Source organism: Stutzerimonas stutzeri (assembly GCF_000590475.1).
In the GTDB taxonomy this organism is placed as follows: domain Bacteria; phylum Pseudomonadota; class Gammaproteobacteria; order Pseudomonadales; family Pseudomonadaceae; genus Stutzerimonas; species Stutzerimonas stutzeri_D.
The window spans coordinates 3,098,679-3,118,345 of record NZ_CP007441.1 but is presented as its reverse complement, the minus strand read 5'-3'; the positions used below and the strand labels follow the sequence as shown (position 1 = coordinate 3,118,345).

General features: G+C 61.1%; 19 protein-coding genes. 7 read left to right on the top strand and 12 right to left on the bottom strand.

The features are described from left to right. Positions 1-78: 78 nt before the first annotated feature. Both CH92_RS14210 and mdoH read left to right on the top strand, forming a co-directional pair. Positions 79-1,596, top strand: coding sequence for a glucan biosynthesis protein G (locus tag CH92_RS14210; protein WP_051517611.1), 1,518 nt, complete (start codon positions 79-81; stop codon positions 1,594-1,596). Then, complete coding sequence (gene mdoH, locus CH92_RS14205) at positions 1,589-4,165, top strand: glucans biosynthesis glucosyltransferase MdoH (RefSeq protein WP_025242432.1); 2,577 nt, start codon at positions 1,589-1,591, stop codon at positions 4,163-4,165. Before CH92_RS14210 ends, mdoH begins: the two co-directional genes overlap by 8 nt. A gap of 158 nt (positions 4,166-4,323) precedes the next feature. Here the strand turns inward: mdoH and CH92_RS14200 are convergent, their stop codons facing one another. The 6 genes from CH92_RS14200 to CH92_RS14175 form a co-directional block, all read right to left on the bottom strand. Then, entirely contained in the window at positions 4,324-4,887 is a 564-nt protein-coding gene (locus CH92_RS14200) for a c-type cytochrome (RefSeq protein WP_144381009.1), read from the bottom strand. Positions 4,888-4,901: 14 nt separating this feature from the next. Further along, on the bottom strand, positions 4,902-5,750 hold the full coding sequence (locus CH92_RS14195; protein WP_235206227.1) for a copper resistance protein B: 849 nt from the start codon (positions 5,748-5,750) through the stop codon (positions 4,902-4,904). Positions 5,751-5,865: 115 nt separating this feature from the next. Further along, the gene (locus tag CH92_RS14190) at positions 5,866-6,150 is read right to left on the bottom strand and encodes a hypothetical protein (RefSeq protein ID WP_025242430.1); all 285 of its coding nucleotides are present in this window, start codon (positions 6,148-6,150) and stop codon (positions 5,866-5,868) included. 11 nt (positions 6,151-6,161) lie between these two features. Then, complete coding sequence (locus tag CH92_RS14185) at positions 6,162-8,018, bottom strand: copper resistance system multicopper oxidase (protein WP_025242429.1); 1,857 nt, start codon at positions 8,016-8,018, stop codon at positions 6,162-6,164. A gap of 86 nt (positions 8,019-8,104) precedes the next feature. Continuing rightward, positions 8,105-8,548 carry a DUF411 domain-containing protein gene (locus tag CH92_RS14180; protein WP_038623030.1) on the bottom strand — a complete coding sequence of 148 codons (444 nt, stop codon included), beginning with the start codon at positions 8,546-8,548 and terminating at the stop codon, positions 8,105-8,107. A 22-nt stretch (positions 8,549-8,570) separates the two neighbouring features. Then, complete coding sequence (locus tag CH92_RS14175) at positions 8,571-8,834, bottom strand: heavy-metal-associated domain-containing protein (protein WP_025242427.1); 264 nt, start codon at positions 8,832-8,834, stop codon at positions 8,571-8,573. Between the two features lie 232 nt (positions 8,835-9,066). Between CH92_RS14175 and CH92_RS14170 the strand changes: the two genes are divergently transcribed. Both CH92_RS14170 and CH92_RS14165 read left to right on the top strand, forming a co-directional pair. Then, a complete protein-coding gene (locus CH92_RS14170) occupies positions 9,067-9,750 on the top strand; it encodes a heavy metal response regulator transcription factor (protein ID WP_025242426.1) in 684 nt (227 codons plus the stop codon). Next, positions 9,747-11,111, top strand: a complete 1,365-nt coding sequence (locus CH92_RS14165) for a heavy metal sensor histidine kinase (RefSeq protein ID WP_025242425.1) — start codon at positions 9,747-9,749, stop codon at positions 11,109-11,111. Before CH92_RS14170 ends, CH92_RS14165 begins: the two co-directional genes overlap by 4 nt. A gap of 17 nt (positions 11,112-11,128) precedes the next feature. Here CH92_RS14165 and CH92_RS14160 read toward each other — a convergent pair whose 3' ends face one another. Next, positions 11,129-11,581 (bottom strand): DUF305 domain-containing protein, encoded by a 453-nt coding sequence (locus CH92_RS14160; protein WP_025242424.1) that lies wholly within the window; start codon positions 11,579-11,581, stop codon positions 11,129-11,131. Positions 11,582-11,939: 358 nt separating this feature from the next. Between CH92_RS14160 and CH92_RS14155 the strand changes: the two genes are divergently transcribed. Then, on the top strand, positions 11,940-12,395 hold the full coding sequence (locus tag CH92_RS14155) for a hypothetical protein (RefSeq protein ID WP_025242423.1): 456 nt from the start codon (positions 11,940-11,942) through the stop codon (positions 12,393-12,395). Positions 12,396-12,431: 36 nt separating this feature from the next. Here the strand turns inward: CH92_RS14155 and trhA are convergent, their stop codons facing one another. Next, positions 12,432-13,049 carry a PAQR family membrane homeostasis protein TrhA gene (gene trhA, locus CH92_RS14150; RefSeq protein WP_025242422.1) on the bottom strand — a complete coding sequence of 206 codons (618 nt, stop codon included), beginning with the start codon at positions 13,047-13,049 and terminating at the stop codon, positions 12,432-12,434. Between the two features lie 29 nt (positions 13,050-13,078). Further along, the gene (locus tag CH92_RS14145; protein ID WP_025242421.1) at positions 13,079-13,765 is read right to left on the bottom strand and encodes a DUF4197 domain-containing protein; all 687 of its coding nucleotides are present in this window, start codon (positions 13,763-13,765) and stop codon (positions 13,079-13,081) included. A 306-nt stretch (positions 13,766-14,071) separates the two neighbouring features. On the opposite strand from CH92_RS14145, the gene CH92_RS14140 reads away from it, so the two are divergent. Next, positions 14,072-14,509, top strand: coding sequence for a TerB family tellurite resistance protein (locus CH92_RS14140; RefSeq protein ID WP_025242420.1), 438 nt, complete (start codon positions 14,072-14,074; stop codon positions 14,507-14,509). 83 nt (positions 14,510-14,592) lie between these two features. Here the strand turns inward: CH92_RS14140 and CH92_RS14135 are convergent, their stop codons facing one another. The 3 genes from CH92_RS14135 to CH92_RS14125 form a co-directional block, all read right to left on the bottom strand. Then, positions 14,593-16,227 (bottom strand): choice-of-anchor Q domain-containing protein, encoded by a 1,635-nt coding sequence (locus CH92_RS14135; RefSeq protein ID WP_025242419.1) that lies wholly within the window; start codon positions 16,225-16,227, stop codon positions 14,593-14,595. 149 nt (positions 16,228-16,376) lie between these two features. Continuing rightward, positions 16,377-18,860, bottom strand: coding sequence for a glycerol-3-phosphate 1-O-acyltransferase PlsB (gene plsB / locus CH92_RS14130; protein ID WP_025242418.1), 2,484 nt, complete (start codon positions 18,858-18,860; stop codon positions 16,377-16,379). Continuing rightward, complete coding sequence (locus CH92_RS14125) at positions 18,857-19,471, bottom strand: cysteine hydrolase (RefSeq protein ID WP_336434151.1); 615 nt, start codon at positions 19,469-19,471, stop codon at positions 18,857-18,859. The genes plsB and CH92_RS14125 overlap by 4 nt, the downstream gene beginning before the upstream one ends. On the opposite strand from CH92_RS14125, the gene CH92_RS22310 reads away from it, so the two are divergent. Next, positions 19,385-19,645, top strand: coding sequence for a hypothetical protein (locus tag CH92_RS22310; protein WP_235206242.1), 261 nt, complete (start codon positions 19,385-19,387; stop codon positions 19,643-19,645). The two genes, CH92_RS14125 and CH92_RS22310, sit on opposite strands and share 87 nt — an antisense overlap. Positions 19,646-19,667 lie beyond the last annotated feature (22 nt).

Genomic DNA, 19,667 nt, shown 5'->3' with positions numbered 1-19,667 from the left:
AATCGTGATAGCTCAGGAGGCGATGTGTCACGTACTGTTCATTTCGAAACTGGCGCTCGCAAGGGTCGGGCGCTGGGAATGGCGTTGAGTCTGTGCATGGGGCTGTTTGCCACTCAGGGCTGGGCGTTCAATCTCGACGATGTAGCGAAAAAGGCTGAAAAACTGGCGACGGAAAGCTACGCAGCGCCGCAGAGCAACCTGCCGCCTGCGTTCCGCAACATGGCGTTTGCCGACTATCAGCAACTGCGCTTTCGAGGGGACAAGGCGCTCTGGCACGACCAGCCGACGCCGTTCGAGCTGCAGTTCTACCATCAGGGCATGCATTTCGACGTGCCGGTGAGGATCAACGAGATCACCACCAAGGGCGTCGAGAAGATCCGCTACGAGCCGGAGATGTTCGATTTCGGCAAGGTGCAAGTCGACCCAGCGGCGCTGAAGAATCTTGGCTTTGCCGGTTTTAAAGTGCTTTATCCATTGAACAAGGCGGACAAGGCGGATGAGCTGATGACCTTGCTCGGCGCCAGCTATTTTCGGGTAGTCGGCAAGGGCCAGGTATATGGCCTGTCGGCGCGCGGCCTGGCGATCGATACGGCGCTGCCGAGTGGCGAGGAATTTCCGCGCTTCCGCGAATTCTGGGTCGAGCGCCCGCAAGCCGATCGGCGCAATCTGGTGATCTACGCGCTGCTGGATTCCCCTCGTGCCACCGGTGCCTATCGGATGGTAGTGACGCCGGGCAAGGACAGCACCGTCGATGTGCAGGCGCGTGTCTACCTGCGCGAGCCGGTGGAAAAGCTCGGCATCGCCGCGCTTACCAGCATGTATCTGTTCGGGGCCAACCAACCCAGCAATTTGCTCAACTATCGTCCGCAGTTGCACGACTCCGAAGGGCTGGCGATCCATACCGGCGCTGATGAGTGGATCTGGCGACCGTTGAACAACCCCAAGCGACTGTCGATCAGCAGCTTCAGCGTGGAAAACCCGCGTGGTTTCGGGCTGCTTCAGCGTACCCGGGACTTTGGCCGCTACGAGGATCTCGACGATCGTTACGATCTGCGCCCGAGTGGCTGGGTCGAGCCGAAAGGCGATTGGGGCAAGGGGCGTGTGGAGCTGATCGAGATTCCTACACCGGATGAGACCAACGACAACATCGTCGCTTTCTGGGTGCCCGAAAAACGACCGGAGCCCGGCGAGCCACTGCATCTCGACTATCGCTTGCATTTCACCACGGACGAACCCGCACTGCATGACCCCGCGTTGGCTTGGGTTCACCAGACGCGTTTGTCCACTGGCGATGTCAAGCAGTCCAATCTGATTCGCCAACCTGATGGCAGTACGGCGCTGATCGTCGACTTCGTCGGACCCAATCTGGCTGAGCTGCCAGCGGATGCGCCGATCAGTACCCGGGTAAGCATCGGCGATAACGCCGAGTTGGTGGAGAACAACCTGCGCTATAACCCTGTGTCCAAGGGCTGGCGTCTGACCTTGCGGTTGAAGGTGCGCGACCCTAAACGACCGGTCGAGCTTCGAGCCGCGCTGGTGGAGGGCGAAAAGACGCTGTCCGAGACCTGGAGCTACCAGATTCCGACCTATGAATAATCCAGCGGATCCTTCGATTACGGGTCGCTATATCGGCCAGCTGCCGCTCGATGCCGAACGACGGCAGACGCTGAGCCGCGAGGTGGAACAGGCGGGTGGGGACCTGGCGGATGTGCACCGGGTTCTGGCTCGGACCCTGCCGGCCGCCAGCGACAGTGAGGCGCGTGCTGACGATCTGTTGGGCTCGGTCGCTGCACGGTTGAGGCTCGGCTGGGGGGAAACCCTGGAGCGTGCCAGGGCGCTCGGGCGCGATCATCAAGGACGCGTCTGCATCCAGTCGACGCCGCCTATCTTGCGTACGCGGATGGTGCCTGAACCCTGGCACACCAACGTGTTGCGTCTGAGCTGGTGGCGCTTGCTGCGCAAGAAGAATCGCACGGTGGAATTGCCCCCCGCTCAGTCCGCCGATCGCTCGGGCTGGCGCAAGGTAGCAGCCTACCGTCGCATGACCTTGCTCGTGCTGATGCTGGTACAGACCGTCATCGCCACCTGGCACATGAAGGGGGTACTGCCCTATCAGGGCTGGGCTTTGGTGAATCTGCAGGAGGTGTTCCAGCAGCCATGGCAGGAGTCTGCAAGGCAGATCCTGCCATACGTGGTTCAAACCAGCATCCTGATGCTGTTCGCGTTGCTGTTTTGCTGGGTGTCGGTGGGTTTCTGGACAGCGCTGATGGGCTTCTTCCAGTTGCTCAAGGGGCATGACCGCTTCAACATTTCCGCCAGTACCCTCGGTAACGAACCGATTCCACGCGAGGCGCGCACCGCGCTGGTGATGCCGATCGCCAACGAAGACGTATCAAGGGTATTTGCCGGCTTGCGCGCCACCTACGAATCGCTGCTGGCGACTGGGCAGATCGAGCATTTCGATATTTTCGTCCTCAGCGACAGTAACGATCCCGATACCTGTGTCGCCGAACAGAAGGCCTGGCTGGAGGTCTGCCGGGACGTCGACGGCTTCGGCCACATCTTCTATCGCCGCCGGCGCCGCCGAGTGAAGCGCAAGAGCGGCAATATTGACGACTTCTGCCGCCGCTGGGGCAGCAGCTATCGCTACATGGTGGTGCTCGACGCCGACAGTGTGATGAGTGGTGATTGCCTGACCAGTCTGGTCCGGCTGATGGAGGCCAATCCCGGCGCTGGCATCATCCAGACCGCGCCGAAGGCGTCGGGTATGGACACGCTGTATGCGCGGATGCAGCAGTTCGCCACGCGGGTATACGGCCCGCTGTTCACTGCCGGGCTCAATTTCTGGCAGCTGGGCGAGTCCCATTACTGGGGTCACAACGCGATCATCCGGGTCAAACCCTTCATCGAGCATTGCGCCTTGGCGCCGCTGCCGGGCAAGGGCGCCTTCGCCGGCGACATCCTGTCCCATGACTTCGTCGAGGCCGCATTGATGCGGCGGGCCGGCTGGGGTGTGTGGATCGCCTACGATCTGCCGGGCAGCTACGAAGAGCTGCCGCCAAACCTGCTCGACGAGTTGAAGCGCGACCGCCGCTGGTGCCATGGCAACCTGATGAACTTCCGGCTGTTCCTGGTCAAGGGCATGCACACGGTGCATCGCTTCGTGTTCCTCACGGGTGTCATGTCCTATCTGTCGGCCCCGCTGTGGTTCGTCTTCCTGGCGCTGTCGACCGGGTTGCTGGCGATTCACACGTTGATGGTGCCGGAATACTTCCTGCAGCCGAACCAGCTGTACCCCCTGTGGCCGCAGTGGCATCCGCAGGAAGCCATTGCGCTGTTCTCGGCGACCTTGACGCTGCTATTCCTGCCCAAGCTGCTCAGCGTGCTGCTGATCTGGATTCAGGGCGCACACGAATACGGCGGGCGCATTCGCCTGCTGCTGTCGATGCTGCTGGAAACCCTGTTCTCGATGCTGGCGGCACCGGTGCGCATGCTGTTTCACACGGTATTCGTAACCGCCGCGTTTCTCGGCTGGTCGGTGCAGTGGAACTCGCCGCAGCGCGCTGACAACGCCACGCCCTGGGGCGAGGCCCTGCGTCGGCATGGTTCGCAGATGCTCCTGGGTGTGCTCTGGACGGGCCTGGTCGCCTGGCTCGATCCCGCGTTCCTATGGTGGTTGGCGCCGATCGTGGTCTCGCTGATCCTCTCGGCGCCGGTATCGGTGATCACCAGCCGCACCGGCCTCGGCCTCGCGGCTTTTCGCCGCAAGTTGTTCCTGATTCCCGAGGAGTTCAATCCTCCGCAGGAGCTGGCTTCGACCGATCGCTACACCCGGCAGAATCAGGACAATGCCTTGCACGACGGATTTGTCGCCGCGACGGTGGATCCGATCTATAACGCACTGGTGTGCGCAATGGCACGGGCGCGTCACGCCAAGGTGGTGCCCGGTGCCGAACTGCTGCGCGAACAGCGCATGCAGCAAATTCTCGATGCCGGCCCCAATGGTTCAGTCGAAGCGACACGCTGGCGCCTGCTCAACGATCCGGACGGCATGGCGCGGCTGCACCATCTCGTCTGGCAAGAGCAGCGCTATCAGGACTGGCGCGATGCCTACCGTCAGCCCAGCCAGAACGAAGCGTCCCCAGCCGAGGTCCTGCCGAGCTAACGTCATAAGGCGCTTGCGACGCTCCCCAACGCCGCGGTGGCAGGTCCGTCAATGAACGTGCTTGTTACCGCCGGTGTGTTAATGGCATCGGTGGCAGGTGTCGACTCGGACCGTTGGTGATTCCCGTCGTGGTCCGTACGGCGCTGCCCGTGATCGTTCTAATCAGGCTGCCCGCTCTCGTGGTCGAGCGTCTCGCCGCCATGGTGTTGATGGCCGTTGCTCGTTGTCACCAGCGCGCGGTATTCCATGGTCGTCAGGGACGGCAGTTGCTCCAAAAGGGCGACCAATCCCCAGATATTCGAATCGGCCATGCTCTTGCCCCACGCAGGCATGCCGGTGGCCTTGATCCCGTGCTTGATGATCCAGAAATCACTGGCCGGATCGTGCATCCGGTTGGTGTCCGTGAGGTCCGGTGGTGCCGGATTGAGTCCTTTGCTCAGTTCGGTGCCCTCGCTACCCGGTGACAGATGGCACGCGACGCACATGGCGTCGTAGTTGCCCGCACCCGCCCGGATCAGCTCTGCATCGCTCAGGTCCGGTACCTCGATGTCCCGGGCGCGAACCGTAATGGAACGTTCGCGAGCAGTTTCCAGCAGCGCGTGTATCGGCAAGGCGTGGGGATTGTCCGCGGCGATATTGATCACGCCGGTGTACACCACACCCGCTCCGATCAGGGCAATCGCGAGGACGGCCAGCAGCAATATCGTCAGACTTCTAAGCATGAGTCGGTGTGTTCTCAAAACCAGAATCGGACACCCACCACCAGGCGGGCCTCGTTTGTATCTTCACCTTCGACACGCCGCAGGTCGGCGGTGTTGCCGTAGGCACGGTTCCAGCTTACTCCCACGTACGGTGCAAATTGTCGGCTGATTTCGTAGCGCAGGCGCAAACCCGCGCTGGCCTCGCTAAGGCCAGAGCCGACGCCGCGAGATTCGTCATTGCGCCCATGCAGATTGATTTCGACAACGGACTGCAGTACCCAGCGCTGAGTCAGCAGCATGTCGTATTCAGCCTCCAGGCGCAGCGCGGTCTGGCCGCCTTCGCCAATGAAGGCGGTGACGTCGGTTTCCAACCCATACAGTGGCATTCCCTGCACGCCAACGGCCGCCCAGGTTTGCGCTGTGCCGGGTTCGAAGTCCTGGCGAATGCCCGCGACAGTCTCCCACCAGGGGCTGATGGCATGATTCCAGAGCAGCTGCAGTTCGGCCTCTTCGGTATGGCCATTGGTGCGTTCGCCTTCGGAGCGCCAGGCCAGGCGGTCGATGTCACTGCCGAGCCAGCCGGACAGGTCCCAGGCCAGCGCGCTGCCGTCATCGGCATCCTGCCATTCCAATTGATCGGCGAGAAATAGAAAGTTCGCCCCGCCCCGATGCATCTCGTGCGGTGGCAAATCAGGGAACGCTGCGGCGCGGTCCGCATCGCGAATGGTTGGTACCGGTGAACGGGTTTCCTGTCCTGGTGGAATTCCGGTCGCTGGCGGATGGACGGCGGAGCCCTGGGAGCCGTGGTGCATATCGCCGTGATCCACTGTGCCGTGATTCATTTGGCTGTGGTCCATCGGGGCACCATGACCGGTATGGTCCATGGCTTCCTGCGCCTGGCTCGCCGCAGCGGCGAGACTCAGGGCGATAGCAAGGGGCAGCCGGCAGCACTGTCGGAAAACGGTCTGCTTCGCCTGGAAGGCATTTTCGGACGGCCTGTCAGTGATCATGCTGCTGGCCCTGTTCGGCTCCCTTGGGCATGTCCTGGTTCATCTGGCCATCGCCCAGGTGTCCGCCATGCCTCTGCATCATCTTGTCGTGACCCATGCCTGGCATCGTGCCGTTTTGCTGCAGCTTGGGTTGCGTCGCATGCGGGGCGACCTTGGCGCCCGGTGCATTCTCGGTGGGATGTCCGTCGTGTTCGTTCTGCGCAAGAGCGGCGTTCAGTTGCACGGCAGCGAACAGGCCAAAGGCGAGCAGGGTGTTTTGCTTGAATGTGGTCATGGGGCTCTCCTTCATTCTTCTACGCGGACTTCACGGAACATCCCGAGGTCCATGTGCATCAGCATATGACAGTGATATGCCCAGCGGCCGAGGGCATCGGCGGTGACGCGGTAGCTGCGTCTGGATCCGGGTGGCATGTCGATGGTGTGCTTGCGCAGCTTGAAGTTACCGTGCTCATCTTCCAGATCGCTCCACATCCCGTGCAAATGGATGGGGTGGTGCATCATGGTGTCGTTGATCAGCACGAAGCGCACCCGCTCGCCATATGTAAGGCGAACCGGTTCGGCATCGGCGAAGGGGATGCCATCGAATGACCAGGCGAAGCGCTCCATGTGGCCGGTCAGGTGCAGTTCGATGGTGCGTGTCGGCTCGCGGCCGTCCGGGTCGGGGAAAGCGCTGCGCAGGTCGGCATAGGTCAATACACGGCGACCGTTGTCGCGCAGGCCGGTGCCGGGGTCGTCCAGCTTGGCGGCCGGCGTCATGGTCTGCATGTCCACCAGTGGATTGCCGGATTCGCTGGCTGGGTGGGTCTGCATCTGGCTGCTGCTCATGGCAGTGTCATGGTTCATGGCCGAATGGTCCATGCCGGTCATTTCCGCATGATTCATCTGTCCTTGATTCATCTGCGAGTGATTCCTTTGCCCATGGTCCATCTCGCCATGATTCATCCCGTCATGCCCCACGGCGCCAGGGCCCATCGACGACTGCGCGCCGCCCGCGCTATGCGAGCGGTGATCGCCGTGGCCCATGTCGCTCATGCTCAGTTCAGGCCGCGGATCGGGCTCGGGCACCGTCGCGCTCAGCCCTTGGCGCACGGCCAGGGTGCCGCGGGCATAACCGCTGCGGTCCATGGATTGGGCGAACAGGGTATAAGCGTCCTCGTTGGCATCCGGGGCGACGATGATGTCGACCGTTTCGGCCACCGCCAGGCGCAGCTCGTCGACCTCAACCGCTTCGACATACTGACCGTCCACTGCGACCACGGTGAGCTTGAGGCCAGGGATGCGGAAGTCGAAATAGGTCATCGCCGAGCCGTTGATCAGCCGCAGGCGAATGCGCTCGGCGGCCTCGAACAGGCCGGTCCAGTTACCGTCCGGCGCCTGGCCGTTGAGCAGGTAGGTGTAGGTGTCACCGCTGACATCGGCTAGATCGGTCGGCGACATCTTCATCTTCGCCCAGGCCCAGCGGTTGCTCAGGGTTTCGCTCCAACCCTGTTCGGCCACGTCATCGATGAAATCGCCCAGCGTGCGCCGCCCGCGATTGTAGTAATCAGCCTGTTTCTTCAGCTTGGCCAGTACCCGTGCCGGGCTTTCATCGGTCCAGTCGCTGAGCATCACCACATAGTCACGTTCGTATTCGAACGGTTCGGGTTCGAGCGGATCGATCACCAACGGGCCATAGACGCCGAGTTGTTCCTGGAAGGCCGAGTGGCTGTGATACCAATAGGTCCCGCTCTGCCTCACTTTGAAGCGGTATTCGTATAGGCCGTCCGGTGCGATGCCGGCAAAACTGAAGCCGGGTACGCCGTCCATGTTGGCCGGCAGGAGGATGCCGTGCCAGTGGATCGAGGTGTCCTGCGGCAGGCGATTGCGCACGCGCAGCGTCACGGTATCGCCTTCGCGCCAGCGCAGCAGCGGGCCCGGAATGCTGCCGTTGATGGCCATGGCGGTGCGGCGTTTGTCGGTGAACTCGACCGTCATCGCATCGATGGTCAGATCGAACTCGGTGCCGGCCAGTACGCCCTGATCACTCGGCTGATCGGACCGTGCAACGGCCCATACCGGCTGGCGCCAGATGCCCAGCCCAGCGGTAACGCCGCTGGCGACCAGGCCTTTGACGAAGGTGCGGCGCGAAGAGGTGCAGCGCATGGTGTTCCGTTCCATCAGCTGTAGTCGAACGCACCTGCCGACGCCGAGCATCGGCAGGATGTCAGGGTGTTGCGGTCAGCCCCGTTTCAATCTGCCGGATAGTCCGCTATCACCACGTCCTTGCCATCGGTGGTCAGGCCGATCACCTGATAGGCCTGGGCGGGCTGGCCGTAATCCATACCGGGCGAGCCGGCCGGCATGCCGGGTGCCGCTACGCCGAGCAGATCCTGGCGACGTTGCAGCTCATGGATCTGTGCGACCGGCACATGGCCTTCGACGAACTTGCCGTCGATCACGCCGGTGTGGCAGGAACCCAGCCGAGGTACCACACCCAGTTGCTGTTTGACCGCGCTCATGTTGGTCTCGACGTGATCGCGCACCTCGAAGCCGTTGGCCTGCAGATATTTGACCCAGTCTTTGCAACAGCCGCAGTTGGCGTCGCGATGCACGTCAATGACCTGGGCGGCCTGGGCACTACCAGCCATGAACAAGGCGGCTATGACAGCAAGTTTGGATCGGGTGATAGTCATGAAACACTCCAGTTAACGGAAATCAGCGACAACCGCAGCCGCTGCCGCAACCCTTGGTGGGTGCAGCCGCGGGGTTTGCCTGGCTAGCGAGTTGCGCCGGGTAGCCAGCGTCATTCAGTGCGGCGAGCAGCGTCGTACTGTTCGGGTTGCCTTCGACGCGAACCAGGCCGTTCTCAAGATCGACGTCGATCGCGTCGACACCTGAAACGGGATTCAATGCCTGGGTAACGTGACGCACACAAGCGCCGCACGTCATGCCCTGTACCTGAAGATTGATGGAGCTCATGGGAAGTCCTCCGCAGCCGCCGGCCCATCCGGCTTTGACTGAATCTTCAACCTTGCCCTTATGACAAGGTCAAGCGGCCTTCCCATGGCGTTTTATCTGGATCGAAGATAGCGCGGGAAGGCTTTCGGCAAGCTGAGCGGAACATTACTTTTCTGTCAGTTTGTGTTTCCCAATGGCTGTTGCCGGCACACTCTGAGCGATGCTCCGAAGCAAGTCTTGAAAGGATGAATCGATGAAATTGCTGGTCGCCGAAGACGAGCCGAAAACCGGTACCTACCTTCAACAGGGCCTGAGCGAGGCGGGGTTTTCCGTCGACCGCGTCACCAGTGGCACCGATGCGCTGCAATATGTCCTGAGCACACCCTACGACCTGCTGATTCTGGATGTGATGATGCCGGGGCTGGACGGCTGGGAAGTCCTACGCAGGGTGCGAGCGGCGGGTCGGGACGTACCGGTGCTGTTTCTCACCGCGCGTGATCGCGTCGAGGATCGGGTCAAGGGCCTCGAGCTGGGGGCCGACGATTATCTGGTCAAACCCTTCGCGTTTTCCGAGTTGCTGGCTCGTGTGCGTACGCTGCTACGCCGAGGCAGCGCCGCGGCGTTGCAGACCCAACTGAAAATCGCTGATCTCGAAGTGCACTTGCTCAAACGGCGCGTCATGCGTGCCGGTCAACGTATCGACCTGACCGCCAAGGAATTCGCCCTGCTGGAACTGCTATTGCGTCGTCGCGGCGAGGTGTTACCCAAGTCGCTGATTGCTTCGCAGGTCTGGGACATGAATTTCGACAGCGACACCAACGTCATCGAGGTGGCGATTCGAAGACTTCGCGCAAAAATCGATGATGGCTTCGAGCCCAAGCTGATTCACACCGCGCGCGGCATGGGCTACATGCTCGATGAGCCGGACGCGCCATGACGCGATTGTCTCTTACGGCCCGGCTCAGTCTGATGTTCATGCTGGCGGTGACCGGTGTGCTGGGTGCGGCGGGGTTTTTCTTCAAGCAGTTGAGTCAGCATCACTTCGATCAGCTTGACCGTCATGCGCTGGAAGAGAAACTGCAGGCCAGCCGGACCTTGCTCAAGGATCTCGACGACCTGTCCGGTTTCGACGCGATGCGCCCGCAGCTACAGGCATTGTTGGGCGGGCACAGTGAACTGACGGCGCAGATATTCGACGCCGAGGGACGCCTGTTGTTCGCCGATACGGACGCGGCGGGGCAAGTACGCAGCCACCCGGACGCAACTGTCGATGGCGAACTGCAGCGCGACGGCCGCGTCTGGCAGCGCAAGACCGGTGAGGTGGAGATCGCCGGGCAAGTCGTGAAGGTCGTGCTTGCCCTCGACGTTACCGCTCACAAGGTGTTTTTTCATACGCTTACGGGCTGGCTTTGGGGTGCATTGGTGCTCTGTGCGCTGATCAGCGGCCTGCTCGGATGGTTACTGGCCCGCAGTGGTCTGCGCCCGTTGCGCGAGGTGACGCTGGTGGCGGCATCGGTGTCGGCCGAGTCGCTGACCGGACGTATCCCCGCCGAGTCGATACCGGCTGAGTTGCAGCAATTGGTGCTTGCCTTCAACGGGATGCTCGCGCGGTTGGAAGAGGCCTTCGTGCGGCTCTCGAACTTCTCCGCCGACATCGCTCACGAGCTGCGCACGCCCGTGTCGAATCTGATGACCCATACCGAAGTGGTGCTGACCCGTGTCCGTAGCAGCGAGGACTATCAGGACAACCTGCATTCCAATCTCGAAGAGCTCCGGCGTATGGCGCGCATGATCGACGACATGCTGTTTCTGGCCAAGGCGGATAACGGCCTGATCATCCCGGAAACTCAGACCATCGAGCTGCAGGTTCTGTGCGAACACCTGCTGGAGTTCTATCAGCTGACGGCCGACGAGCGCGGTATTCGGTTTCAGCTGTCCGGCAGCGGCTGTATCGAGGGTGACTCGGCCATGCTTCGCCAGGCGCTGTCGAATCTGCTGTCCAACGCGCTGCGCTACACGCCCGATAACAGCGAGATTCGAGTGGATATCGAAACGCTCGACAACGGCGTTGCGCTGAAGGTGGGCAATCCGGGCGCCAGCATCCCGGACGCCCATCAGCCAAGGCTGTTCGATCGCTTCTATCGCGTCGATCCGGCACGGCGGGAAGGCCACCCGACCAACGCCGGACTGGGGCTGGCAATCACCCGATCGATTGTCGAGGCACATCGCGGCGAGATCCGATGCATCAGCCAGGACGGCTGGACCTCGTTCAACATCCTGTTTGCCGCTCGCCGCTGAAGCGGGCAGAGTTGCGTTTATTCACGGCCCTGGAGGTCGCTGATCAGCGCCTTCATCTCGGCGATTTCTTCACGCTGCGATTGGATGATCTGATCGGCCAGCTCACGCACGCGCGGATCGCTGATGCTGGCGCGTTCACTCGTCAGAATGGCGATGGAATGATGCGGGATCATCGCTTTCATCCAGGACACCTGGTCAACCGTCTGCTGGCTGCGCACCAGCCAGAGGGACAGGGCGAACACCGCCACACTGCCGGCGAAGATGGCGATATTCACGCCACGCTTCTGATACATCCCGAGCATGTACGCCAACATGATGATTGCCATTGTGGCGCCCATCACCAGCGCCATGTAGGCGCGGGTCTCGCTGAAGAAAATGTGGTCGAGCTGATACACGTTCAGGTACATCAAGCCGAACATGACCAGCGTAGACGTGGCGATCATCGCACCGAAGCGGGCGTAGTTATTCATCGAGTCCTCCTCATCGAATGGTAATAAACATTGCTGACTCAATAAACCTGACCGGCACGAACGTCGGTCGTTCGATCCGGTGAAATCCAGCAACGACGCGGGTTTGCTGTCATTTCGCTTACAGAAATGTCAGGCTGGATACTCGATGAGATGTGCTGTGGAAATCCTGATAGCGCGGCTGGAAAGTCTGCGGTTGCACCCGGGCTCGCTGTTTACAGCTTCATGAGTCATGTCGCCTGCGCTCTGTTGCCGCCGACATCAGCGCTGGCCAATCCGGCTCGTACGTGGTTGCATTCGGTTACCGCAGGCCCATGCTGGCTATCACGCCTGGATGATCGACGCTGCGGACGGAGGTGCCATGAACATCGAACGATGCGAAGACCTTATCGACTGGACCAGCCAGGCCCATGCGCGGCTGTCCACCTGCATGAGCGACGGGGCGAATGAACGCAGCGACTCGTTGGCCAAGATGTTGCTGGTCTATCTGGCGCAACATGAGCAGGACCTGACCAGCACCATCGCCCGGATCAAGGAACACGCCGACCCGCGAGCGTTACACATTCGACTGCACGATGCCGTTGAGCGCGAGAGGCTGGCGCTGGATCTCGACAGCGAGGCCTATGGACAGATGAGCGTCGACGAGATCTCGCGGGAGATTTTCGCTATCCACAATCAGATCATCGATCTGTACCGTTCCCTGGAAACCCGCCCCGGTCTTGACCGGGCGCGCGAGCTGCTGGAGGAAATGCTGCAGCTCGAAGAGCACGAAACCATGCGCCTGGCGCAGCAGGTCAATCGCATGCACGAACTCTGAACGACCGGGCACGGGTTTTGGTGGGTCGACCAGGCGTCAGACCACGTAGCGCAGGATTGCCACGAAATGCAGCAGACTGCCGACCATGACGAACAGGTGCCAGATGCCGTGCCAATGGCGGAAACGCTCATCGTAAGCGAAGAATACGATGCCCGCGGTGTACGACACGCCGCCAGCGACCAGCCAACTGAAGCCGGCGGTGCCGAGCGCGGCAAGCAGCGGCTTGACCGCCACCAGCACGATCCAGCCCATGACTGCGTAGATGACGATGGACAACACCCGCGCCTCCGAACGCGGTTTGATTTCCTGCAGCATGCCGATCACTGCCAGCGACCAAACGATGCCGAACAGCCACCAGCCCCAGGCGCCACGTAGCGTCACCAGACAGAAGGGTGTATAGCTGCCCGCGATCAGCAGGTAGATCGACAGATGATCGAGCTTCTGCATGACGACTTTAGCGCGGCCCCGGACGCTGTGATAGATCGTCGAGGTGCTGTAGAGCAGCACCAGGGTGAATCCATAAATGGCCACGCTGACGATCTTGGCCAGGTCGCCATCCATGGCGGCCAATACCAACAACCAGACCGTGCCGATCAGGGCCAGCACGCCGCCGGCCAGATGCGTCCAGGCGTTGAATTTTTCTCCGTGATACATCGGTGTTCAGCCTCGACCCGCTCCAGCCGTCAATTGCCCATCAGCGCGCCGAAGACCTTCTTCGCCACGCTGGTGGCCGCCTGCGCCGGGTTCTGGCGAATGCTGGCTTCCTGTTCGGCGATGACAGTGAACAGCCCATCGAGGGCCTGTTCGGCCACGTAGCTCTCGACCGTGCCGTATTTGGCATCGACCGCTCCGAGGCCGGACGCCTTGCTGGCCAGTGCGTTGTATTGCTGGGCGACTCCGACCTTGTCGGTGGCCTGCTTGATGATGGGCAGGAACTTGGCGCGTATCTCCGCTCGGCTGGTCTTGTTCAGATACTGAGTAGCCGAGTCATTGCCGCCGGCCAGAATCGCCTTCGCGTCGGCCACGGTCATCTTCTTCACCGCGTCCAGCAGCAACGCCTGTGCCTGCGGTACCGCAGCCTCGGCAGCGCTATTCATGCCGTTTTCCAGTTCTTCGACCTGGGCACCCATGCCCATCATCTTCAACATGCGCGAGGCCTTGCCAATGTTGCCCGGCAGCTCGATACGCACATCCGGATCGTTGCTGAAGCCGCCGGGTTTACCGAGCTGCTGCACCGCAACCTTAGCGCCTTGGCTGAGGGCATCCTTGAGGCCAGCATTGGCGTCACCCTGGCTAAGGTCGGACAGCGAAAGGGCGTAAGCGCCAGCCGACAGCAGCAGACCGGCGATGAAGGTAGTGGTGCGCAGCATGGGGGAATCCTCTGAATGATGCAGCGGGCAGGCGCAGAGCTTAAAGGGCCAGGGGCGACGTGCCAAACGGTGGCGGCAGCTTGTACCGACCGTATCAGTGACGCAAGCCTGCGAAATCGTCGGCCGACGTTGAACGTGCCTGCGTCGAGGCGATGCACGACGCGTGTTCGATCGCGGTCACGGTGGCATGATCTCAGTCCTGCTGATCTGCAACTTAGTCAGTGATGAACTGAAACTTGCCTCAGGATCCGCGAAATCCGCCGAGGCCGCGCAGTCGAACACCAACTTGTACAGAGAGGATTGACCATGCTGAAAACACTCAAGGCGCTGTTCGATCGCAGCGAGGACGATGGCCGTACGCCGCCCGGCGTCGAAGTGGCTGCGGCGGCGCTGCTGATCGAAATCGGCCGTGCGGACTATGAAAGCGAGGCAGAGGAACAAAAAGCTATCATCGAAGCCATCCGCCTGGGCTCGGGGCTGGAAGACGCGGAACTCGCCTCCCTGGTCGCCGCTGCGCAGGAATCCGCCAAGCAATCGACTTCGCTGTATGAATTCACGACGTTGATCAATGCGCAGTATTCGATGAATGAAAAATTCGCGCTGATCGAGGCGCTGTGGCAGGTCGCCGCCGCCGATGGCGATATCCACAAATACGAAGACCACCTGATCCGCCGTATCGCCGAGCTACTGTATGTGCCGCATTCAGATTTCATACGCGCCAAGCTGAAGGTACTCGGCACCTAAAACTCAATGCACAGTCGTTTCGCGCCGCAGCTGGCAACATAAGCAAGCTGTGTTTTTTATCGTTACGTAACCGGCCATACGGCTCAGAACTCGAAAGCACCCGGGTCGCACTGCCGATCGTCACGCGGATTACCGCGCTGATCGGTGTCCGGGCAGAGCACGCCGCCCATGTCGATGGGGTCGAAGTAGGGGCTGTCTTCGTGCGGTTCGCGCAGCGCAATGGTTCGGGTGGGGCCGCCGTTATCCTCCAGTGCACCGAGGTACAGGCGTATTTCGGTTTCGTCCGCGGTGGAAGGGACGAAACCGCATCCATCGAAGAAATTGTAGGTCCCACCGGAGCCGCCAATGGCATTGAAACTGCCGCTGGTCAGCGTACCGCTGCAGAACGGCATATCGTGGAAGCCGCGTATTTCGACCAGGCTGTTGGCCAGGCGGAACTCGCCGGTACCGGTATGGCTGAACAGCTGGGAATGATTGCTGAAGGTCGCGTTGCGGACCGATACCCTACCATCGATGTTGCCGATCTCCGCGGCTCGGACGCCACCGGTCGTGCTGCGGTTGTCGACAAAGGTGCTGTTGAGAATGTCGACGGTGCCTTGATAGTTCAGCAACCCACCCCAGAAGCGCGCGTCATTTCCGGTGATCAGGCTGTCACGCACGTACAGCTGCGCCGTCGCGCCCATATTGGAGATGCCGCCGGCGTGTCCGGACTCGTACCCGGTCGAGTTCTGTTCAATGGTTGAGCGCGCAACCAGCGCCTGTCCCTCATTGAACAGGCCTGCTCCACGGTTGCACAGGCGTCGGCTTGGAAAGGCTGCGCAGGAGGTTTCCAGCTCGTGATCGATGGTATTACCGCGCAACAGCATCCGGTCCATGCGCAGGTTGCCGCGGTTCCAGATTGCGCCGCCGCCGCTGCCCATCGGCCGGCCGTTTTCCAGCCGCAGGTAGCTGAGCGTCACCGCCCTTGGCGCGGTGGCATAGATGTCGAAGATCCGGTCGATTCCACCACCGTCGATGATTACCTGAAGATCGGCATTCTTCGCGGCACGTCCGAGCCCCATCAGGGTCAGCCCATCGGTGATGTCCAGGTCGCCGATTGCGTCGCTCGGCACGTCCACGGTCTCGCGACCGGTCAACGAAAGCACGTAGTGCCCCGACGGCACCTCTATCTGGTCATGGCCCTGGTGCGCATTGCTTTCCATCACCGCCGCTCTGAGCGTGCAGCGATTGGAAACGGATCGGCAAATGCCATCCCCCGGTTCTACATCCACCTCATCAGCCGTACTGTTCACGCTCAAAGTCAGCCCAATGGACGCCGAACAATCGTCCGGCAGCGGTTCGCCGGTCACATTCATGACGTAGCCGGAGGCTTCCGGGAAGCGCTTTTCATGGACGGTGCTCGAGTAGCCGGAGCCGAGCCAGTTGCGGCGTTGATAACCGACACTGAAGTGATAGGGAATGTTGGTTTCGCAGGTGTTGGCGAAGTAGCCCACCGCGTGCTGACCGCCTGGCAGCATCATCATGACCCAGGGCGTGCCATGAATGACCGCGTTGACGTGCGCGATGCGGTTGCCGCGGCCATCGACCTGTGCCCGCAGTGGATAGAGCGGCACCGGGGAGCGGGCAGCGGAGGAGGGCGTGAGGTTGGTCAGGCTGGGGGTGGCGCACCCCGCCAGCCCCACGATGAGCGACAAGGCGATCACACGGGTGTGTGTCATACAGTCCCCTCTCGGCAGGCCGCCGAAGGTTTTCGGTGGATGGCCTGCTGATTATGGGTGCCGTGTTTATCATCGATCGAACGTTTCGGCATTAAGCCGATTCGCCGTTAGCGTGTTTTTGCGGAGGCTGTCCTGTGGCGCGGGCGGATTCAGCTTACTGGTGTTTCATCTTCGTGCCGCTCCAGTGCCACCTGGCGAATCGATAAACGAATCTCGGCGGGAAGTACGCGCTTGGCGACACCCTCGGCCAGTTCACCGAGTTTGTCGTGATAACCGAGCTTGCCGGTATCGTTCTGACGCAGCACGTCCTGGGCCTGCAGGCTTTTGATGAAATGCCGGAACAGGCTCTTGTCAAAGAACTCCGGCGCGTTCAGCCCATGCAGGATCGACAGGCGCTGGGCCATGATCGTACAGAGCGTTTCCAATTCCTCAGCATCGAGCGTGTTCTGCCCGCTGTTGAGCAACAACGAAATGGCCATGTAGAAGCGCTGCAGTGTCTGCACGATCACCCGTGCCAGCAGGGTCAGCAAAACGAACTGACGCGAGCTGGGCGCCGGTCGCACGTAAGTCTCACCGTCGAGCTTGAGCAGGCCCTGTTCAACGAAGGCAGCCAACCACTGATCAATGATTGCTTCCAGTTCTTCCGGCTCCCAGCGCATGAATAGCTCGGCGCGCAGGTAGGGGTAGAGTGCTTCGGTGAAGCGCAGGATCTGCTCGCGGCTGATCCGCGAACTGCTCTGAAAGAAGCTCGCCAGCAGCGCTGGCAGCGCGAAGATATGCATTACGTTGTTGCGGTAATAGGTCATCAGGACGGCGTTCTGCTCATCCAGATAGAGGATGTTGCCCAGTGCATCCTTCTGTTCGGCCAGCAGGCCGAGGTCTTTCACATAGTCGATCAGCGTATCGCCGTTGCCGTCCGGCAGGGTGACGTGCGGCGAGTAGGGAACCGCGCGCAACAGGTTCTGGTAGAGGTCGAGAATGCGTGCCAGCGAACGGCGATCCAGCGCCTGACGACTGGTGGAGAGCATGGCCAGCGCCACCAGGTTAACCGGGTTGACCGCCGCCGCTTCGTTAAGTCGTTGCGCGATGCGTTCGGACAGCTTGTTCGTGGTCTCGTTGAGCCAGTCAGGACGGAAGTTCGGTGCCAGGTTCTGCTGGCGCCAGCCAGGCTGCTGCTGCTCGAGAAACTCGTTGAGCTTCAGCGGCTCGCCGAAGTTCACCCAAACCTGGCCGAAGCGCTGCTTCAGCGCGCCGATCACCTTGAAAACGTCGAAGATCGATTCCTTCTTTTTCTCCGCTCCGCGCAGTTCGCCGAGATAGGTCCGGCCTTCGAGCACCCGCTCGTAACCGATGTAGACCGGGACGAAGAGAATCGGCAGGCGCGAGGAGCGCAGATAACTGCGCAAGGTGATAGCGAGCATGCCGGTCTTGGGTTGCAACATGCGCCCGGTGCGCGACCGGCCTCCCTCGACGAAATACTCCACCGGAAAACCGCGGCTGAACAGGGTGTGCAGGTATTCGTTGAACACCGAGGTGTAGAGCGGGTTGCCCTTGAACGAGCGGCGCATGAAGAAGGCACCGCCGCGGCGCAGCAGACCGCCGATCACCGGCATGTTGAGGTTGATCCCGGCGGCGATGTGCGGCGGTGTCAGGCCGCTGCGAAACAGCAGATAGGACAGCAGCAGATAATCGATATGGCTGCGGTGACAGGGTACGTAAATGACTTCGTAGCCGTGAACCGCGTCTTGCAGCGGCTCCAGATGATTGACGCGGATGCCGTCGTAGATCTTGTTCCAGAACCAGGACAGCACCACCTCGAGAAAGCGCACCGCGGTATAGGCGTAATCCGAGGCGATCTCATTGCCGTAGCGCAGAGCGCGGGCTTCGGCCTTCTCCAGCGAAATGTTTTCGCGCTCGGCCTCGGCCTTGATCGCCTGGCGTACTTGCGATGCATGCACCAGACCTTTGACCAGAGTGCGACGGTGCGACAAATCGGGGCCGATCACCGCTGTCTTCTGATTACGGAAATGCACCCGCAGCATGCGGTGGGCCATGCGCAGGGTGCGCTCGTGACCCTTGTTCTGTGCCACCAGTTCGTTGAGTTGAATCGGCGCGGAGAACTGCACGCGAGTCTTGCGGCCGAGGATGACGATACTCATCAGTTTGCGAAGGCGTCCGGTCACCGCCCAGCTGTCGGCAAACAGCAGCTTCCAGGGGCTTGTTTCGCGTGCCGGGTTCTGTCCCCAGAACACACTCACCGGAATGATCTGCGCGTTATCCACCGCGTTCTGCTCCAGCGCACCGACCAGCCGAACCAGCGGCTCAGGCGCGACAATCCGTGGTCGCCGGCCGTACCAGCTGGCCGCCGGATTAAGAAAGATGAATGCCGCCGGCTCGATATGATTGCCCACCGCCACCTCGGCCACTGGACGTGGCAGCCCAGCCTTGCTGCATTCGTGATCGAGCACCGCCAGATCGCTCAGCGACGCGCGTTGCAACACGTAGAACACCGGCTTGCTGCGGTCCAGCTTGAGGGTGAATGCGGACTGATTGATGGTTTCGGAGCGCACCCAGAAGTACAGCACGCGGCGCACGAGGGAGAAGATCAGACGGCGGATCGGGGAACGGGTCATACGGCAGGTTCGACTGTGAAAGGGTTAATACCCTCGAAGGACGCAAGTGTGCCGCAACGCCGGTCAGCGGGCAAAAGGCTGTATGCATGAGCGATAGAACACCTCGGCGCCGACGCTGTTATCTCCCCGCGTTGGTCAGTAACTTTTTCGAGGTTGATAACCTTCGCATATTCACCGTCCAGGTTTGCCAGCGACATGTAATGCGCCTCGGTTGCGCTACGTGGTCGCCCTTGGAGTCCCGTTTGGCAAATGCGAGGCAGGCATCTGCAATCACGTATACGTCGATGCCTCTGCAGCCCGTAGTTCGTGCGGTTGCTCCACCGAGTTGTTTGTTGCGGCACCGGTAATGACGATGCTGGCAACGTTCGTTGTGTCAAAACCGATTCGAGGACGGTGGTAAACGCGCAGGGCATGATTTTCTCAATCACTGTCTCAGTCTCGTCGGGCTGAAACGCATTTTTGAAAGCGAAGCCTTCTTGAAGGGGCCAGAACACCGAATCGGTCTCAGACGAACGGTGTTTGATATGAATTACCGGCCTCAGTCGCTCCCGCCAGTAGGCGAGCAGGGCGAGGATTACGGCCTCTGCGTTTGGGTTGTTGCGGTGGCCCAGCTTGGGGTGGTCTATACCTCCTCGCTGTTGATCGATGATGACCAGCGCTGCGTCGTCCATTCGTTATCTACCCGATCCGAAATCCGAGAGATGAACAGTAGCCTGTCCATCGAGCGGAGCGAACGTACAGCAGGCTTCGGAGCCAGTTGCACCGCCCGTCGCGTTCTTTCGTAATCCGGCCCGCTGGGCCGGATTA

Excerpts from the sequence above, each read along its gene's own strand:
- CH92_RS14210 (WP_051517611.1), top strand. The coding sequence starts at position 79 with ATGGCGTTGAGTCTGTGCATGGGGCTGTTTGCCACTCAGGGCTGGGCG.
- mdoH (WP_025242432.1), top strand. The coding sequence starts at position 1,589 with ATGAATAATCCAGCGGATCCTTCGATTACGGGTCGCTATATCGGCCAG.
- CH92_RS14200 (WP_144381009.1), bottom strand. The coding sequence starts at position 4,887 with ATGCTTAGAAGTCTGACGATATTGCTGCTGGCCGTCCTCGCGATTGCC.
- CH92_RS14195 (WP_235206227.1), bottom strand. The coding sequence starts at position 5,750 with ATGGACCATACCGGTCATGGTGCCCCGATGGACCACAGCCAAATGAAT.
- CH92_RS14190 (WP_025242430.1), bottom strand. The coding sequence starts at position 6,150 with ATGACCACATTCAAGCAAAACACCCTGCTCGCCTTTGGCCTGTTCGCT.
- CH92_RS14185 (WP_025242429.1), bottom strand. The coding sequence starts at position 8,018 with ATGCGCTGCACCTCTTCGCGCCGCACCTTCGTCAAAGGCCTGGTCGCC.
- CH92_RS14180 (WP_038623030.1), bottom strand. The coding sequence starts at position 8,548 with ATGACTATCACCCGATCCAAACTTGCTGTCATAGCCGCCTTGTTCATG.
- CH92_RS14175 (WP_025242427.1), bottom strand. The coding sequence starts at position 8,834 with ATGAGCTCCATCAATCTTCAGGTACAGGGCATGACGTGCGGCGCTTGT.
- CH92_RS14170 (WP_025242426.1), top strand. The coding sequence starts at position 9,067 with ATGAAATTGCTGGTCGCCGAAGACGAGCCGAAAACCGGTACCTACCTT.
- CH92_RS14165 (WP_025242425.1), top strand. The coding sequence starts at position 9,747 with ATGACGCGATTGTCTCTTACGGCCCGGCTCAGTCTGATGTTCATGCTG.
- CH92_RS14160 (WP_025242424.1), bottom strand. The coding sequence starts at position 11,581 with ATGAATAACTACGCCCGCTTCGGTGCGATGATCGCCACGTCTACGCTG.
- CH92_RS14155 (WP_025242423.1), top strand. The coding sequence starts at position 11,940 with ATGAACATCGAACGATGCGAAGACCTTATCGACTGGACCAGCCAGGCC.
- trhA (WP_025242422.1), bottom strand. The coding sequence starts at position 13,049 with ATGTATCACGGAGAAAAATTCAACGCCTGGACGCATCTGGCCGGCGGC.
- CH92_RS14145 (WP_025242421.1), bottom strand. The coding sequence starts at position 13,765 with ATGCTGCGCACCACTACCTTCATCGCCGGTCTGCTGCTGTCGGCTGGC.
- CH92_RS14140 (WP_025242420.1), top strand. The coding sequence starts at position 14,072 with ATGCTGAAAACACTCAAGGCGCTGTTCGATCGCAGCGAGGACGATGGC.
- CH92_RS14135 (WP_025242419.1), bottom strand. The coding sequence starts at position 16,227 with ATGACACACACCCGTGTGATCGCCTTGTCGCTCATCGTGGGGCTGGCG.
- plsB (WP_025242418.1), bottom strand. The coding sequence starts at position 18,860 with ATGACCCGTTCCCCGATCCGCCGTCTGATCTTCTCCCTCGTGCGCCGC.
- CH92_RS22310 (WP_235206242.1), top strand. The coding sequence starts at position 19,385 with ATGAATTACCGGCCTCAGTCGCTCCCGCCAGTAGGCGAGCAGGGCGAG.